We start from the raw sequence: 15,912 nt of genomic DNA, 5'->3' as shown, positions 1-15,912 counted from the left end.
AGGGAGCGGGCGGGGCTGGTAGCCGCAGGTCGGGAAGCCGGGAATTCTTCCTGGCCAGGTTTCTTTGCCTGTCAGGTTTCTTTGCCTGTCAGGTTTCTTTGCCTGTCAGGGTTTCTTCTCCTGTCAGGATTTTTTCTGTATCAGGGCCAGGAACATGGCATCGGTGTGGTGGATGTGGGGCCAGAGCTGCGCGGTCAGTTCATGGCCCGCGCCAAGGCTTCCAGTGAGGCTGACTGCGTCAAGTGCGGCGCCGGCATCGAGGAGTTCCAGGTCGCCGCGCTTCCGGAGCACGTCGGCCACAACAGCTGTGGTCTCTGCCGGGTGCGGTGAACACGTCACGTAGGCCACCACTCCCCCGGGCCGAACCGCGGCCAGGGCAGAGTTCAGCAGCTCGCGCTGCAGTGGGCCCAGGTCTGCAATGTCCTTGGGCGAGCGACGCCACCGGGACTCGGGCCTGCGCCGAAGTGCCCCCAGGCCGGTGCAGGGAACGTCCACAAGGACACGGGAGTATTGCCCCGGCTGTTCGGCGCCTACATCCCGGCCGTCGCCGGTCCGGACCTGCCAGCTGTCCTGCGGTACGGCGGACAGTGCCTGGCTGACAAGCTTTGCGCGGTGCGGGGCGGGCTCGTTCGCAAGAAGCGTGGCCCCCCGCTGGTGCGCAAGGGCACCAAGGAGTGCCGCCTTTCCACCCGGGCCTGCGCAGAGGTCGAGCCACGCTTCACCGGCACCATCGGCCGCCTGGCCGAGGTTCACTGCGGCCAGGGCCCTGGCCACCAGCTGGGAACCGACATCCTGCACCCGGAGGGTACCGGCGCGTACGGATGCCAGCCGCCTCAGGTCACCGCCGCTGGAGAGCGCGGAGCCTTCCACCAGTTCCCCGGGGGTGGCACCGTTTTCCAGCGCTTCGTCGAGGCTGCCCAGCCCCGGCAGGGCCACAAGGTTGACCACAGGGGCGGCGTTGTCCGCTTCGAGCAGGTCGTTGATCTCGGCTGCGGGCCGGCCATGGGCCACGAGCGACTGGCGCATTGCCCGGACAATCCATTCGGGGTGGGCGTACCTGAGCGAGGCAATCTTCGTCTCGTCGGTTTCGCCCTCCACCAGCAGGTCCAGCCATTCCTCAAGGGGGTGGGCAGTGACCTTGCGGAGGACGGCATTGATCAGCGCGGAGGGTCCCGCCCCGATGACGGCACGGGCAAGTCCAACCGTCTGGTCCAGGGCGGCGTGCGCGGGGACCCGCATGGCCAGCAGCTGGTGGGCGCCGATACGGAGGGCGTCGAGGACGGCGGGGTCAAGCTGGGCCAGGGGCCGGTCCACGCACCGCGCCAGGATGGCGTCGTAGGTGCCTTGGCCGCGCAGGGCTCCGTAGCTTAGTTCCGTGGCGAATCCGGCGTCGCGTTTGTCCAGCCGGTGGTGCCGGATCCGCGCGGGCAGCACGAGGTTGGCGTAGGCGTCCTCCTCAGCCACGGCACGCAGCACTTCGAAGGCCACCAGGCGGGCTGGATCGGCGCGCCTGGTCCGCTGCGACGGCGCCTGCCCGGTGAAGTTCCGCTGCGGCCCGCGGTTGCGTTCCCGCCCTTTGGCATCCCTTCTGCTGGCATCCCGGGGTCCGCCCTTGCCGCGGCCGCCTCCTCCGGCGCTTCCCCCTCCGCCGGTGTTTGGTCCGCCCGTGTTCCGTCCACCTGTATTACCGCCGGACACGCTCATTCGAACACCACACCCTCCAGTGAAGCCATGCCGCGTGCCCAGTCGGCTGCAGCCATCATCTTTTTCCCAGCGGGCTGGACCCGGGTGAGTTCCACGGCGTGTGAACCTGTTCCCACCAACACGGCTTTCCCCTGCAATGCCACTGAGCCAGGGGCAAGTCCTGAAATATCCGGCCGGAGCCGGACAGGTTCGAGCTTGACCCGCTGCCCGTCCAGCAGGGTCCAGGCGCCGGGCTCAGGGGTGACTCCGCGTGCCTGCCTGTTGATGGCAAGGGCCGGGTGGGACCAGTTAAGGTGTCCGTCTTCCAGGGTCAGCTTGGGTGCCAGGGAGACCTCTCCGGCCTGCGGCTGCGGCGACGCTTTTCCGGCCTCGATGGCGGACAGTGTCTGCGCCAGCAGGACGGCACCGCTGCGGGAAAGCCGCTCAAGCAGGTCTCCTGCCGTGTCCTGGGGCCTGACCGCCTCGGTGAGGGTGCCAAAAACAGGACCGGTGTCGAGTCCCTCTTCAAGCTGGAAGGTCACGGCACCTGTGACATCGTCTCCGGCAATGACGGACCGCTGGACCGGTGCCGCGCCTCGCCAGGCCGGCAGCAGGGAGAAATGCAGATTGACCCAGCCGTGCGGCGGTATGCCCAGGGCCGCAGGGGGGACCAGTCCGCCGTAGGCAACGATGGCCGCGACGTCCGGCTGCACTGCGGCGATGGCGGCGACGGCGTCGGCGTCGACCCGGGCGGCACGGATGACATCAATGCCCAGTTCCCCGGCCCGTTGTGCCACCGGCGACGGCGTCAGTACGCGTTTGCGGCCTACCGGGGCATCGGGACGGGTCAGGACCGCGACCACGTTGAAGCCGGCATTGACGAGGGCGTCCAGGGATGGCACGGCGACGGCGGGCGTCCCCGCGAAGAGGACCCTCACCCTGCTCCGCCAAAGCTGGAGCCGGGGGTGCTGGTTTGGCCAAAGCCGGCCCCGCCGAAACTCGATCCCACGTTCTTGGCGCGCTTGGCTGTGGTCCGCCCGGCGACGGCGTCGTAATTGGCGTTGCGGATGGACCGCAAGGCAGCCTTCCGGTCTTCGCCTTCGAGGCGGTCGGTGTAGAGGATGCCGTCCAGGTGGTCATTTTCGTGCTGGAAGCAGCGTGCCAGCATGCCCTCCCCGTCGATGGACACCGGATGTCCATGCATGTCCACGCCGGTGACCCGGGTGGCGCGGAAGCGGCGGACAGGGAAACCGAGGCCCGGAATGGACAGGCAGCCTTCCACCTGGTCCGGCTGGTAGTCCCCGCTGTTCTCCAGGACCGGATTGATGATGTGCCCTTCCACACCGTCGATGCGGTAGGTGAAGACGCGCTTGCTGACGCCGACCTGCGGGGCGGCAAGCCCTGCACCGTCCACGTCCTCCATGGTTTCGGTCATGTCGGCCACCAGTTTGGCAAGCTCGGGTCCGAATTCCGTCACGGGATCGGCAACTGTGCGCAGCACAGGATCACCGATGATGCGGATATTCAGAATAGCCATGCGCTGTTTGTCCTCACGGTTGGCGGCAAAGGGAACCTATCCAGTTTAGGTGCAGTCTCTCCGGGTCCATCCGGCGCTTAGGCGGTACGGGCCTGTGCCAGCGGCGGGGGTGCGATGGGCAGCAGCGCGGTGCCTGCACTGATGGTGTCCGCCGACAGTTCCCAGACCCGGCGCAAGGCGCAGAATTTCCACCAGTGGTTCTTGAGGACCTCGGGGTTGGCACGGACGGGCCGGACCTCCGTCTCCCCGATGGCGACGGCCAGCAGGACCGGGTTTTCGCCGTACTTCCAGGGCTCCCAGGTTCCCGCCTCCGCATCCACCAGGCTTTCCTCCGCCTTCATGCCGGCCACCAGCTGCATCACTACTTTGTCGTCCAGCGGTTTGACCAGGCCGTCTCGCGTTGTGCCCTTGGTCTTGTAGTCGATCAGGCAAATGCGTCCGTTGATCCGCGCCACAAGGTCAAGGGTGCCGGCGTAGCCCACGGTGTTGTTCCAGACCGTGATCTCGGGGGCGATGGGCTCCACCTGGAAGAGCTCCCACCACTCGTCGAAGCGGACCGCGAACGCTTCCTCCCCGTTGGCGGCCAACGCCTCACGGGCCTCCTTCATGGCGTGGGGACGTCCCAGCGCTCGCAACGCCACCTGCTCGCAGTAATTGTGGACGCGGTCCCCGCGCCGGGCGGCATCATCACGATAGGTTTCCGCAGCCTTGGCCGCACGGTTGATGGCCTGCTTGATTTTGGCCGGGCTGCCCAGGCAGTCCGACAGCAGCGGATCATTGGCCAGGCTGCTGGCACCCATGTAACCGAACCAGCCATCAAGGCCATGCGGCTGCTGGCTGATAACCGTGGTGATGGAAGGTACGGAAAACTGCTCAGACGTTGACCGTGCGTACATCCGGCCGTATTCGGTGGCGTGGGCGAGAAGCGGATCAGTCATACAAAAGACTCTTTCACAGGGGGCCGACAAAAGCTCCGGGAGGCAGGCGCTGCACATGAAAAAGGCCCGTCTCCGCTGCTGATGAGCGGAAACGGGCCTCTGCGGTGGGCGATACTGGGTTCGAACCAGTGACCTCTTCGGTGTGAACGAAGCGCGCTACCACTGCGCCAATCGCCCCGATGCATTTGAATGCTAGCCCACCTCTGCCCTATTTCAAAAATCGAACAACACACCCCGCTGACCGGTACCGCGCCGCAGCCTCTGCCTGGCCGGGAATCCTCGAAAGCAGCCCGGCGGAGCACAGCCTGCCGCCCCCGGGCGCCCCTGCCGCCGTCGGAAATTACACACCTGTAACTCGCAAAAACCGCGTGATTACAGCGATCTGGAGGCACACAATGGGCGCAGGGCCGGCGCGATTTGGAGAATCCCGGAACCTCCTATATTGTTTTTACTCGTTGGAACGCGAGGAAATGCCGGAAACGGCAGGGAATCAACCCTCCAAAATGCGGACGTAGCTCAGCTGGTAGAGCACCACCTTGCCAAGGTGGATGTCGCGAGTTCGAATCTCGTCGTCCGCTCGCAGGACACTGTCACAGCAAAGGTTCTTCGGAATTGACGCTAACACGGTGGGTTGGCCGAGAGGCGAGGCAGCGGCCTGCAAAGCCGTATACACGGGTTCGAATCCCGTACCCACCTCGGTGAAAACCATGGTTTCCGGATCCTTCGGATGCAATGGGCGATTGGCGCAGCGGTAGCGCGCTTCCCTGACACGGAAGAGGTCACTGGTTCGATCCCAGTATCGCCCACTGGCAAGGCAACTTGCCCGCAGTACCACCGGTTTACCGGTCCATCCTGCACACGCGGACGTAGCTCAGCTGGTAGAGCACCACCTTGCCAAGGTGGATGTCGCGAGTTCGAATCTCGTCGTCCGCTCTCTTACATCCCACAGCCGGTCTTCCGGTTCGGGGCGATTGGCGCAGCGGTAGCGCGCTTCCCTGACACGGAAGAGGTCACTGGTTCGATCCCAGTATCGCCCACCATGTAAAGCAGCTCTGCGGAGCTGCTTTTTTCGTATTCCCAATCCGCTGCAGGCGAATTCCCTTGGCACACCTTTCACGCCCGGATAGGATCGAAGGCGCGAGGAGCGACCTGGCTCCGCGACAGAAGGGAGGTGCTCGTGGGTTTGATTGACGATCTAAAGGGCAAGGCTCAGGGTCTCATCCGCGGCAACGAGCAGGCCATCAAGGACGGCATCAGCAAGGCCGGCGATTTCGTCGACACGAAGACCGGCGGCAAGTACGCAGGCCACGTCGACAAGATCCAGGATGGCGCTTCCAAGCTCATTGACAAGAACGGAACCCCGGGCCAGGCACCTGCCCCCGGACAGGTTCCCCCGGCAGCTCCTGAAAATCCGGTTCCGCCGGTGGACAGGGCTCCGTAAAGGATTTGGTCGGGGCCTTGCCCCAGCACGTCAACGGGGCGCGGGTCCCGCCGCGAGGCGGCGCCCGCGCCTTTGGCGTTTAAAAATGCCCTCGGCTGCCCGGCCAGTCTGCCTTTGGCAGCCCCGATTGCCGGTTCCCAAACCCGCGCCGGTAACCTGCCGGGTATGCCCAACTCCCCTGCACCCTCCAGGACAACCAAGGCCGGACTGCCGCGGTTCGACTCCCGGCCCGTTGTCGCCGGGATCGTTACCGCCCTGGTGGGCTTTACCTCGTCCTTTGCCGTAGTCCTCGCCGGCCTCAAGGCGGTGGGCGCCGATTCCACCCAGGCCGCGTCCGGCCTGCTGGCGCTGACCCTCGCCGTCGGGCTGGGCGTCCTGGTCCTCGCCTGGCGCTCCCGGGTTCCGGTGACACTGGCCTGGTCGACGCCGGGTGCGGCGCTGCTGGCTGCAGCGGGAATGCCCGACGGCGGGTGGCCGGCCGCCGTCGGCGCCTTCCTGGCGACAGGCCTGCTGTTGGCCCTGACCGGCATGGTGCCGGCGCTTGGCAGGTTGATGGCGCGGATTCCGTCCCCGCTGGCGCAGGCGATGCTGGCGGGGGTCCTGCTCCAGCTTTGCCTGGCCCCCTTCAAAGCCCTGGGCACGGTGCCCGGTTTTGTGGCGCCGGTGATCCTGTGCTGGCTGGTGATGATGAAGTTCGCTCCGCGGTGGGCGGTACCCGCGGCTTTGCTCATGGCCCTGGGCGTGATCGGAATTTCCCTGGCGTCCGCCGGGACGCCGGTGGACGCGGGAGGCCTTATGCCCGCACTCGCCTGGACCACGCCGGCGTTCAGCCTGCAGGCCCTGGTGGGCATCGCCGTCCCGTTGTTCGTGGTGACCATGGCGTCGCAGAACGTTCCCGGGGTGGCTGTCCTGCGGTCATTCGGATATGACACTCCGTGGCGGCCGGCGATGCTGGTCACGGGAGCGGGGACTGTTGCGGGGGCTCCGTTCGGCGGCCACGCCATCAATCTTGCAGCGCTCAGCGCGGCGCTGGCCGCGGGCGGGGAAGCAGGCGGGGACCGGAGCAGGCGGTGGGTTGCCGGCTTCACCTCCGGGCTGGCCTACCTGGTGCTTGCCGCTTTTTCCGCTGCCCTGGTGGCGGTGGTGAACCTGGCGCCGGCCGGGATGCTCGAAGCAGTGGCCGGGTTGGCCCTGCTGGGAACCCTTGCGTCGGCGATTTCGGCTGCCCTGGCGGACACGGAAGACCGCATCGCCCCGGCCGTCACGTTCCTGATGGCGGCCTCAGGCCTGGCATTTGCGGGAATCGGTTCCGCGTTCTGGGCGCTCATTGCCGGGCTGGCGGTGCGGTGGGTGCTGCAGCCACGGCGCAGCGGGACCGCCTCTTAGGACGGTTCGTGGTTCTGCCCTTCACGCGCCAGGGCGGTCAGGCGGGACACGGCGCGGAAGTATTTCTTCATGTACCCGCCGGTCATCATTTCCTCGGTGAACAGCTGGTCGAAGGGGACGCCGCTGGCCAGGATGGGAACGTCCTTGTCGTAGAGCCGGTCCGCCAGAACCACGAACCGCAGCGCCACAGCCTGCTCCTTGATGGTTTCCACGTTGCGCCACACCACGCCGTCAATGCCGTCAATCAGTTGGCGGTAGCGGCTGGGGTGGACACCGGCCAGGTGGTGGATGAGGGTGGAGAATTCGTCCTGGGCAACCGTCTTGCCGTCGAACTCCGCCTTCATGTGGGCGTTAAGTTCGCTGTTTCTCAGCGGGGCCGGTGCGGCGGGGAGGCCGCGGTGGCGGAAGTCCTCGCCGTCGATGCGGATGACCTCGAACTGGTCCGCCAGGACCTGGATTTCGCGCTGGAAGTCTACTGCGGCAAAGCGGCCGTCACCCAGGGAACCCGGCAAAGTGTTGGACGTGGCGGCGAGCTTGACGCCGGCGTCGGCCAGTTCCCGCATGAGCCGGGACATCAGGACGGTGTCGCCGGGATCGTCGAGTTCGAATTCGTCGATGCAGACCAGCTTGTAGCTGCTCAGGGCGTCAACGGTCTTGCGGAAGGACAGGGCGCCCACGAGGTTGGTGTACTCCACGAACGTGCCGAAAGCCTTGGGGCCCGGCGAGGCATGCCACAGCGAAGCGAGCAGGTGGGTCTTGCCCACGCCAAACCCGCCGTCAAGGTAGATGCCGGCACGGGAATCGTCCTTTTTGCCGAACAGCTTCTTGAACAGCCCGCCTCCGTTGCCCGACCCCACGCCGTCGGCAAACCCTTCCAGTTCGCGCACGGCGGCGGCCTGGCTGGGCTGCTTGGGGTCCGGGCGGTAGCTCGCAAAGGAGACCTCCCCGAACCGCGGCGATGGGTAGAAGCCCTTGAGGAGTTCGTCCACCGAAACTGCCGGAGTGCGGGCGGCAAGCTGTTCGATCTGTACCAAGGTGGTCCGTTCTGCTGGTGGTTGGTCCCCAGAAAGGATACCGGCAATGCGGACCGGACCCGGGCTGGTTGCCTCCCTCCCGACCGAGGGCGTGACGAAGGCAACATTTCGTCCTATTAACGGAATACGGACAACGTCATGGGCGCTGGCTAGGGTGGGAACAGGTTCCAATGCATGTTCCACGGTTTCCCGTGCTCTTACTGAAAGGCCAAGCCATGCCCTACCCGGTTGAACAGAATGAGAAGTTCGCAGCCTACGCCCACCCGGAGCGGCTCGTTTCCACGGAGTGGCTCGCGGCTGCCATCAAGGACGGCGCAGTGGCCAATGGCGGGCTGGTGGTGGTGGAGTCCGACGAGGACGTGCTGCTGTACGAGACCGGCCATATCCCCGGTGCCGTCAAGATCGACTGGCACACCGACCTGAACGACGAAGTGTCCCGCGACTACATTGACGGCGCGGCCTTCGCTGAGCTGGCGGCGTCCAAGGGCATCTCCCGGGACAGCACCGTGGTCATCTATGGCGACAAATCCAACTGGTGGGCCGCATACGCGCTCTGGGTCTTCACGCTCTTTGGCCACCAGGATGTCCGGCTGCTCGACGGCGGCCGGGACAAATGGATCGCCGAAGGCCGCGAGCTGACCAAGGACCGGCCTGCCCCCGCCCGGGGCAGCTACCCGGTAGTTGAGCGCGACGACGCCCCGATCCGCGCCTTCAAGGACGACGTCCTGGCTCACCTGGGCAAGCCCCTCATCGACGTCCGCTCCCCCGAGGAATACACCGGCCAGCGCACCCACATGCCTGCCTACCCGGAGGAGGGCGCCCTCCGCGGCGGCCACATCCCCACTGCGGCATCCATTCCCTGGGCCCGTGCCGCCGCAGCTGACGGCACCTTCCGCAGCAGGGAGGAGCTGGAGGCCATCTACCTGGGCGAAGCCGGGCTGTCCGAGGGTGACGACGTCGTGGCGTACTGCCGCATCGGCGAGCGGTCCAGCCACACCTGGTTCGCCCTGAAGTACCTCCTGGGCTTTGATTCCGTCCGCAACTACGACGGATCGTGGACCGAGTGGGGCAACGCCGTGCGCGTGCCGATCGTCAAGGGCGCCGAGCGTGGTTCCGTTCCCGTCGCCGTCGGAGCCTGACGCAGGACCACCCGCGTAGACTTGGAACGATGACTACTCAAGCTTTGCCTTCCGCCCTGGCGGCAATCGTGGACGACTTCCAGGCCCTGTCCGAACCCGAGAGGCTGCAGCTGCTGCTGGAGTTCTCCGAAGGACTGCCGGAGCTCCCCGACCGGCTCAAGGACCACCCCGAACTCCTGGAGCAGGTGGTGGAGTGCCAGTCGCCGCTGTTCCTCACCATCGAGACAGAGAAGAACGACGCCGGTCCCGCCGGCGCCGTGCGGCTGTACTTCAAGGCCCCGGCTGAGGCTCCCACCACCCGGGGTTTTGCCGGCGTCCTGCACGAGGGACTGGACGGCCTGTCCGCGGAGGAGATCCTGTCCGTGCCGGACGACATGCCGGAGCTGCTGGGGCTCACCCGGGCCATCACCCCGCTGCGCATGAGGGGCATGACGGCCATGCTGGGAAGGATCAAGCGCAAGGTGGCCGCCGCCGCCAAGGTCGCCTGACCCCGCCTCCATGGCACGCAGGAACGGCTCCCAGGGAACCCCGGCCACAGCGGCTTTGACCGCGGCCGGGGTTCCCTTTGTGCTCCACCCCTACACCCACGATCCGGCGGCCGCGAGCTATGGCACCGAGGCCGCCGAGGCCCTCGGCATTGATCCGTCCCGCGTCTTCAAGACGTTGATGGTGGACGTGGAGGGCCGGCTGGCCGTGGGCATCGTACCTGTCAACGGAACCCTCGACCTGAAGGCAATGGCTGCCGCACTCGGAGCCAAGAAGGCTGCCATGGCCGATCCCGCAGCGGCCCAGCGGCGCACAGGCTATGTGCTGGGCGGCATCTCCCCGATCGGCCAGCGCCAGCCCTCCCCCACGGTCCTGGACTCCTCCGCGTTGCGGCTGGAGACGATGCTGGTGTCCGGGGGGCGCCGCGGCCTGGACATCGAGCTAGCTCCGGCCGACCTCATCCGGCTGACGGAAGCTGTTGCGGCGCCCATTGGTTCGCCGGCTGCGGGCAGCTCCCGTCCATAGCAGTGCAGGGGCTGGGAGCCCCTGGCTACTCGATTACGTACCGCTGCATCATGTCGTTGTCCTCGTGCTCCAAAATGTGGCAGTGCCAGACGTATTCACCCGTGAAGGATGAGCCGATGGCCAGTGGGTCACCTCCTGCCGCGGCTGCACCGAAGGGGACGCGGATCCGCGTCACTTCGCCAGGCATCGCCACCACGGTGTCCTTCCATCCCTGTTCATTGGCCGGCGCGGCCTTGGGACGGCCGATCAGGAAGGGCTTGACCGGTACAGCGCACCCCCTTCCGGGCGTGACGAGTCCGGTTTTGGGGTCTACGTAGTCCGTGGCCTCAAGGTAGGAGTCGGCATCGAACTTTTGCCGGTTGAGCACCTGGAACTGGGTGAAGTGAAGGTGGATCGGGTGGGCGTCCACCGTGGTGTTGATGAGCTCCCACTGCTCCAGTGTGTCTTGCTTCACCACCGTGATGTCGGGGCTGTCGAACATCCTGTTGTTCAGCAGCGCCATGATGGGAACGTCATCGGCGTTCGCCACTTCCACCAATGCCATGGACCTGGTGGCCACGGTGGGCAGTTCCAGCCGGGTGAGAGGCTCGGACCGCAGCTGGGCCGGCAGCGGCACCGTATAGCCGGGCTCGGAGAGGACAGTGAACTGCATGATTTGTGGGAGCGGGATGGCGCCGCGCTGGACAGATTCCGGCCCGTTCGGGAAGGGCACCCGGGCACTGTTGGCCAGGACCACCTTCGAACCTGCCTTCAGCCCGGCGAAGTCCACCACAATGTCTGCCCGCTCACCGGGTCCCATGACCAGCCTGTTGAGCCTGACCGGGGCGTCCAGCAGGCCGCCGTCGGACCCTATCTGGTGGAAAGTGACTGCGGTGCCGTCCGCGATGAACTTGAAGTCGTAGAACCGCGCGTTGGAGCCGTTGAACATCCGGAAGCGGTACTTGCCGCGGGCCACGTCCAGGTTGGGCCGGCATTTTCCGTTGACCGTGGCAACATCGCCGAAGAACTCAGGGGCCCAGGGCCGGGCTGCGCCGTCTGCGTCCACTAGTTCAGGGTTGGGCGGGTAGGCAAACGAGCCGTCCGGGTTGAACATGCGGTCCTGGATGACCAGCGGCAATTCATATGGCGGCGGTGGAAGATGTGTCCCGTCGCCGGTGTCGATGCCCGTACTGCGGGTGTCCCGGAGCAGGTAGCCACCGGCCAGCCCGGCGTAGACATTCAGGCGGGTGAGGCCCAGCGCGTGGTCGTGGTACCAGAGGCCGGCCGCATCCTGGTTGTTGCCATAGTGGTAGGTGTACGAGGCGCCGGGCCGGAAAGTCTGTCCAGGGCCGCCGTCGGACGTTGGTGCAGTGTTGCCGCCGTGGAGGTGGACAGCCGTCCTGGGAAAACGGGCATCGTTGCTGCCCTGCGGTACCAGTTCGGGGTCAATGGCGAAGGCAAGAGGATGCCGCCCCATATCGTTGTGGACGGTGAGGCTCAGGGGCGTACCCTTCCGGGCGATAATGACCGGGCCCAGGTAAGTCCTGGATGATCCGGCGTCCTGGTACGTCAGGGTGTCGGTCAGGCCCATCCGGGCCTGGAAGCGGTGGCGGGAGTTGCGGGCCCACAACTCAAGGTTGCCGCCGGACCGCATGTCGATAACCCCCAGGTCGGCGAGCGTGGGAAGCTGCTCCGTAAAGATGCCGGGCGGGGGAACGGGGGCCGCCAGTCCCGGGCTGGCCCCGGATCCATAAGCCTGGGTCAGAACACCTGCACCGGCCACAGCGCCGGCCTGCAGCAGTTGTCGTCTTGTAATGCGCATTTTGGGGCCCCATTTCTTCGCAGCGGTATCCCCCCTTGGGCAGCAGGATAAACCTGTGCTTTAGTCCGTCATAGGGTCACGGGTCCCCTCTGTAAGGGGGTGGGCCACCCCGGTATGCCCTCCAGTCCGCCCCGCGGCGCGGCCGGTGAAATGGTCCATGGTTTGGTTGACCCCCAGCACGTCCATGACCCGGTCGAAGACGCCAACCGGAAGGACCCGCAGGGCCGGCAGCAGGTTCACGATGGGCGGCAGGACCAGCTTTCGGCGCCCGGCCTCGATGGCATCCAGGACCTTGGTTGCCACCTGCTCTTCCTGGAGGATGGGAAGAAGCAGGGGCCAGCGCGTCCGGACGCCGTCGAACATCCCCGTGTCGATGTAATAAGGGCACACCGCCAGCGTATTGACACCAATTTTTCCAGCGCGGAGCTCGGCACGGAGTGATTCGTTGAAGCCGAAGGCGGCAAACTTGCTGGCGGAATAGTCTGTCTGGCGGGCGACGCCCACCAGGGCTGCAGCACTGGCAATGGTGACCACGGTTCCCCGCCGGCGGTCTACCATTCCGCCCAGGAAGCCGCGGGTGACCCAGTACAGGGCCATGACGTTGACCTTCATGGTCCTTTCGATGGCTTCTTCCGTGGCGTCGAGGAGTGCCAGGCCGCTGACCACTCCGGCGTTGTTGACCAGGATATCCACGGGTCCGGCAACAGCCGCCGCGGCCTTCACGCCCCCACGGTCCGTGACGTCCACGGCATGGGCTTCGGCCAAACCGCCGGCAGCCCGGATCTCGTCGCGCACCGCCGTGCCGCGTTGGACGTCCACATCCCAGATCACCACCCGGCTTCCGCGCCGGGCTGCTCCAAGCGCCAGGCGGCGGCCCAGCCCGCTGCCGCCTCCCGTGATCAGCACAGTTGCGCCGGAAAGCCTGGTTCCCTGGGGCATATCAGTCCTCCTGCGATGTTGGCGGCGCGTGTCCCGGCGCCACGGGCAGTGTCCTTTGACGGCTTCGGGGTACGCGGCCCATCACCCTGATGGCCCCTTTCATGATCCGTGCGTAGGTCCGGTTGGACATGCCGGGAAGGGGTGCAACACGGAGCAGCCGCTGCACGGCGATGGTCTGCGGCTCGGTGTACTTGAGGATGCCTTCCCGGCCGTGGCGGCGGCCTGCGCCGGACTCCTTCATGCCCCCGATCGGTGCATCATGGGATGCCCAGGTGGCTGCGTAGCCTTCATTGACATTGACCGTTCCCGTCAGAAGCCTGCGGGCCACTGCCTCGCCCCGCCGGGCCGACCAGACGCTGGCATTCAGTCCGAAGTCGGAATCGTTGGCCAGGGCAACGGCTTCGTCGTCGTCCGTTGTGCGGTAGACGGCCACCACCGGCCCAAAGGTCTCTTCCCTGGCAAGGAGCATCTCCTGCGTGACTCCCGTCAGGACCGTTGGCTCGTAGAACAGCGGCCCCAGATCCGGCCGGTGCCGTCCGCCGGTGACCAGTTGGGCTCCTTTGGCGAGCGCATCCTGGACGTGGCGGTCAACCCGTTCCAGCTGCGCCGGGCTGATGAGGGATCCCATGCCAATGTCCCAGTCCGGTCCGGGAGCCATGCGGATGCCTTTCACCGCGGCCGCGAAGGCGGCCAGGAAGCTGTCATGGACGTCAGTGTGCACGTAGATCCGTTCGATGCTGACGCACAGCTGTCCGGAGTTGGAAAAACAGGCGTGTACCGCGCCGGCGGCGGCTTTGCCCACATCCGCATCGGCCAGGACCAGCATGGGGTTCTTGCCGCCGAGTTCGGCCGAGAAGCCGATCAGCCGCTCACTGCACTGCCGCGCCACGGTCTTGCCGGTCTGCGAGGATCCGGTGAACATCAGAAAGTCGACCCGCGCGATCAAGGCAGGGCCAATTGCAGTGCCGGGCCCTGTGACCACTTGGAACAGGCCTGCGGGAAGCCCCGCCTGCCGGAGCATTTTGAGCATCAGCAGGGCGGTGAAGGGCGTCTGCGAATCCGGCTTCAGGACGATGCCGTTCCCGGCCAGCAGGGCCGGGACGGCGTCCGAGACCGCAAGGGTCAGCGGGTAGTTCCAGGGGCTGATGACCCCCACCACTCCCTTCGGAAGACGGTGTTCGGTGGTGCGGGTCAGGACCGGGGCGGCGCCCTTCCGGCGGCGCGGCCCAAGGTGCCGTTCTGCTGTGCGCGCATAGTAGTCCGCCGTCAGGACCACGTCCGCAAGTTCCTCAAAGGCGCTCAGCCGGGACTTGCCGCTCTCTGCCTGCACCAGGTCCAGGATGTCCTGCTCCCGGTCCAGCACCAGCCGGCGGAAGCGCCGGATCACCCGGCAACGGTCTTCGACGGAAACGCCTGCCCAGTACCGCTGCGCCACGCGGGCAGTTCCGACGGCGGCATCAACGTCGGGTGCGCTGCACACGGGCACTTCGCCCACATGCGTGCCGTCAAAGGGTGCGTGCGAAGCCTGCGTCGGAGCGCCCGGTGCTGCCGCAACCAGCCTTGACAGTCCCGCGGCGAGATCCCGGCCCCGCGCGCTCAAGGCCGCCGTCCCGGGCTGTTGTTCGTGGAGTTCGTCCGCCATGTCACGCCCCCGCAGCGGTGTGCCCGGCCAGCGTTCCAGGGGTGAGCCCCGTGCCGGGGTTGAGGCGCGGAGCGAGCTGCTGCCGGAGCCAGGCCTTAACCAGCCGTTCCCAGCGCTCGGGGTCCACATTCCATTCCTTGGTGTGCCGTGCGTGGTTGAACGTCTCGAACGTGACCATCTCCGGGTTCCGTTCGGCCAGGAGCGCGGACGGTCCGTAGGGCACGTACTCGTCGTCAACGCTGTGGATGATCAGCGTGGGTGTCCGCAGCTCCACGGCCCGGGACACCCAGTCCATGACTTTCAGGTCCACCGGTGCCGACAGGCCGGTCAGGCGGCGCCCCAGCGGGTGGCCCAGCATCAGCTGCCCGTAGCGGCCCACCAGCGACGGAATCCGGTTCAGCTGTGCATGGTGCGCCAACACGGTGACCCAGTCGATCACGGGTGCGTCAAGCACCATGGCCCGGATCAGGTGCCGGTACCGGGAAAGGTCCGCGGTCTGCAGGCAGATGGCCCCTCCCATGGACCAGCCGAACAGGACAATTTCCTCGGCCCCCTGGGCCAGCGCATACTCAATGGCGGCTTCGATGTCCTGCCACTCCGTAGAGCCCAGGCCGTACCGTCCGTCATCGGCCGACGGCGCCAGCCCGTCGTTGCGGTAGGACACCAGCAGGCTGGTCAGGCCCAGCTCCAGTGCCGGTCCCACCGCCCGCAGCGCTTCCTGCCGGGTGGCTCCGCGGCCGTGCACCATGATGGCCCAGGTGCGGGCTGTCCCCTTGGCCCGGACCAGCCAGGCCGGCGCTTCCCCGCGCTCCACGGGTATCAGCACGTCCTCGGCAGGAATTCCGACGGCGGCCGGGTCAGGGTAGGTGGCGCCGCTCCACCATCCCCAGCGGGCCGTGGACAGGTCGCCGCTGTAGACGGCTTCGACCTCGCGCAGGACCGTGCGTTCGGCCGGCGAGTAGGAGATGATGCGGCCGATCCGCGCGTGGCCCTTGCCGCCGTCGAAAAAGAATCCGTAAACCCCATCCACGGTGGTGTCGTCATTGGCGGCCAGGATCACCTGCTGCTTCTGCCCGTCCCGGATTACGGCCAGCAGTTCCTTGTCCGCTGCCCGTTGCCGGGCCGGGGTAATGACGCGGCGGGCAAAGTACACGGCGAGCGCGGACGAACCGGCGCCCAGCAGGCTGGCCACGGAGCCGCCGGCGACAGCTCCGCCGATGGCCCACTTCGCCCCCGGCGACATTCCGCCGGAATCCCTGGTGGTTGCAGTCATTGCAGGGCGCGCTCGCCGGAAAGGTGCCATGGGACTATTCTTACCGGCGTTGCCGCCGATACCCGCATTCCCGGACAGGAAAGGCACG

14 protein-coding genes and 6 tRNA genes are annotated in these 15,912 nt (G+C 66.6%); 10 read left to right on the top strand and 10 right to left on the bottom strand.

What is annotated here, in order from left to right:
- Positions 1–123: 123 nt before the first annotated feature.
- From FB478_RS00840 to FB478_RS00820, 5 genes are all read right to left on the bottom strand, one after another.
- A complete protein-coding gene (locus tag FB478_RS00840) occupies positions 124–1,704 on the bottom strand; it encodes an RsmB/NOP family class I SAM-dependent RNA methyltransferase (protein WP_186447706.1) in 1,581 nt (526 codons plus the stop codon).
- Positions 1,701–2,621 (bottom strand): methionyl-tRNA formyltransferase, encoded by a 921-nt coding sequence (gene fmt / locus FB478_RS00835; protein ID WP_056393658.1) that lies wholly within the window; start codon positions 2,619–2,621, stop codon positions 1,701–1,703. The genes FB478_RS00840 and fmt overlap by 4 nt, the downstream gene beginning before the upstream one ends.
- A complete protein-coding gene (def, locus tag FB478_RS00830; protein ID WP_018770768.1) occupies positions 2,618–3,220 on the bottom strand; it encodes a peptide deformylase in 603 nt (200 codons plus the stop codon). The genes fmt and def overlap by 4 nt, the downstream gene beginning before the upstream one ends.
- A 77-nt stretch (positions 3,221–3,297) precedes the next feature.
- Complete coding sequence (locus FB478_RS00825; protein ID WP_056393657.1) at positions 3,298–4,158, bottom strand: cytochrome; 861 nt, start codon at positions 4,156–4,158, stop codon at positions 3,298–3,300.
- Positions 4,159–4,263: 105 nt separating this feature from the next.
- Positions 4,264–4,335 (bottom strand) — tRNA-Val (locus tag FB478_RS00820).
- Between the two features lie 328 nt (positions 4,336–4,663).
- Between FB478_RS00820 and FB478_RS00815 the strand changes: the two genes are divergently transcribed.
- From FB478_RS00815 to FB478_RS00785, 7 genes are all read left to right on the top strand, one after another.
- Positions 4,664–4,736 (top strand) — tRNA-Gly (locus FB478_RS00815).
- A gap of 47 nt (positions 4,737–4,783) precedes the next feature.
- Positions 4,784–4,854, top strand: a tRNA-Cys gene (locus tag FB478_RS00810).
- 38 nt (positions 4,855–4,892) lie between these two features.
- Positions 4,893–4,964, top strand: a tRNA-Val gene (locus FB478_RS00805).
- 54 nt (positions 4,965–5,018) lie between these two features.
- Positions 5,019–5,091, top strand: a tRNA-Gly gene (locus FB478_RS00800).
- Positions 5,092–5,123: 32 nt separating this feature from the next.
- Positions 5,124–5,198: transfer RNA gene (locus tag FB478_RS00795), tRNA-Val, on the top strand.
- 137 nt (positions 5,199–5,335) lie between these two features.
- Positions 5,336–5,599 (top strand): antitoxin, encoded by a 264-nt coding sequence (locus tag FB478_RS00790; protein ID WP_026265999.1) that lies wholly within the window; start codon positions 5,336–5,338, stop codon positions 5,597–5,599.
- Between the two features lie 165 nt (positions 5,600–5,764).
- On the top strand, positions 5,765–6,985 hold the full coding sequence (locus FB478_RS00785; RefSeq protein WP_186447705.1) for a benzoate/H(+) symporter BenE family transporter: 1,221 nt from the start codon (positions 5,765–5,767) through the stop codon (positions 6,983–6,985).
- Here the strand turns inward: FB478_RS00785 and zapE are convergent.
- A complete protein-coding gene (gene zapE / locus FB478_RS00780; RefSeq protein WP_018770764.1) occupies positions 6,982–8,019 on the bottom strand; it encodes a cell division protein ZapE in 1,038 nt (345 codons plus the stop codon). The two genes, FB478_RS00785 and zapE, sit on opposite strands and share 4 nt — an antisense overlap.
- 215 nt (positions 8,020–8,234) lie before the next feature.
- Between zapE and FB478_RS00775 the strand changes: the two genes are divergently transcribed.
- Genes FB478_RS00775 through ybaK form a run of 3 tightly spaced genes read left to right on the top strand, consistent with a single transcriptional unit; the run spans position 8,235 to position 10,169 of the window.
- Complete coding sequence (locus tag FB478_RS00775; protein WP_018770763.1) at positions 8,235–9,158, top strand: sulfurtransferase; 924 nt, start codon at positions 8,235–8,237, stop codon at positions 9,156–9,158.
- Between the two features lie 29 nt (positions 9,159–9,187).
- Positions 9,188–9,646, top strand: coding sequence for a SufE family protein (locus tag FB478_RS00770; protein ID WP_056393656.1), 459 nt, complete (start codon positions 9,188–9,190; stop codon positions 9,644–9,646).
- A gap of 10 nt (positions 9,647–9,656) precedes the next feature.
- Complete coding sequence (ybaK, locus tag FB478_RS00765; RefSeq protein ID WP_056393654.1) at positions 9,657–10,169, top strand: Cys-tRNA(Pro) deacylase; 513 nt, start codon at positions 9,657–9,659, stop codon at positions 10,167–10,169.
- Between the two features lie 25 nt (positions 10,170–10,194).
- Here ybaK and FB478_RS00760 read toward each other — a convergent pair whose 3' ends face one another.
- Genes FB478_RS00760 through FB478_RS00745 form a run of 4 tightly spaced genes read right to left on the bottom strand, consistent with a single transcriptional unit; the run spans position 10,195 to position 15,824 of the window.
- Entirely contained in the window at positions 10,195–11,970 is a 1,776-nt protein-coding gene (locus FB478_RS00760) for a multicopper oxidase family protein (RefSeq protein ID WP_144599651.1), read from the bottom strand.
- A gap of 60 nt (positions 11,971–12,030) precedes the next feature.
- Positions 12,031–12,909 carry an SDR family oxidoreductase gene (locus tag FB478_RS00755; RefSeq protein WP_018770759.1) on the bottom strand — a complete coding sequence of 293 codons (879 nt, stop codon included), beginning with the start codon at positions 12,907–12,909 and terminating at the stop codon, positions 12,031–12,033.
- Position 12,910: 1 nt separating this feature from the next.
- Positions 12,911–14,551 carry a succinic semialdehyde dehydrogenase gene (locus tag FB478_RS00750; RefSeq protein WP_144599650.1) on the bottom strand — a complete coding sequence of 547 codons (1,641 nt, stop codon included), beginning with the start codon at positions 14,549–14,551 and terminating at the stop codon, positions 12,911–12,913.
- Position 14,552: 1 nt separating this feature from the next.
- Positions 14,553–15,824, bottom strand: coding sequence for a S9 family peptidase (locus FB478_RS00745; protein WP_144599649.1), 1,272 nt, complete (start codon positions 15,822–15,824; stop codon positions 14,553–14,555).
- Between the last annotated feature and the right edge of the window lie 88 nt (positions 15,825–15,912).

This window comes from Arthrobacter sp. AG367 (assembly GCF_007828995.1).
Taxonomy (GTDB): Bacteria; Actinomycetota; Actinomycetes; order Actinomycetales; family Micrococcaceae; genus Arthrobacter.
Note: the sequence above shows the minus strand (reverse complement) of the source record. Positions and strands in the feature narration are given on the sequence as shown.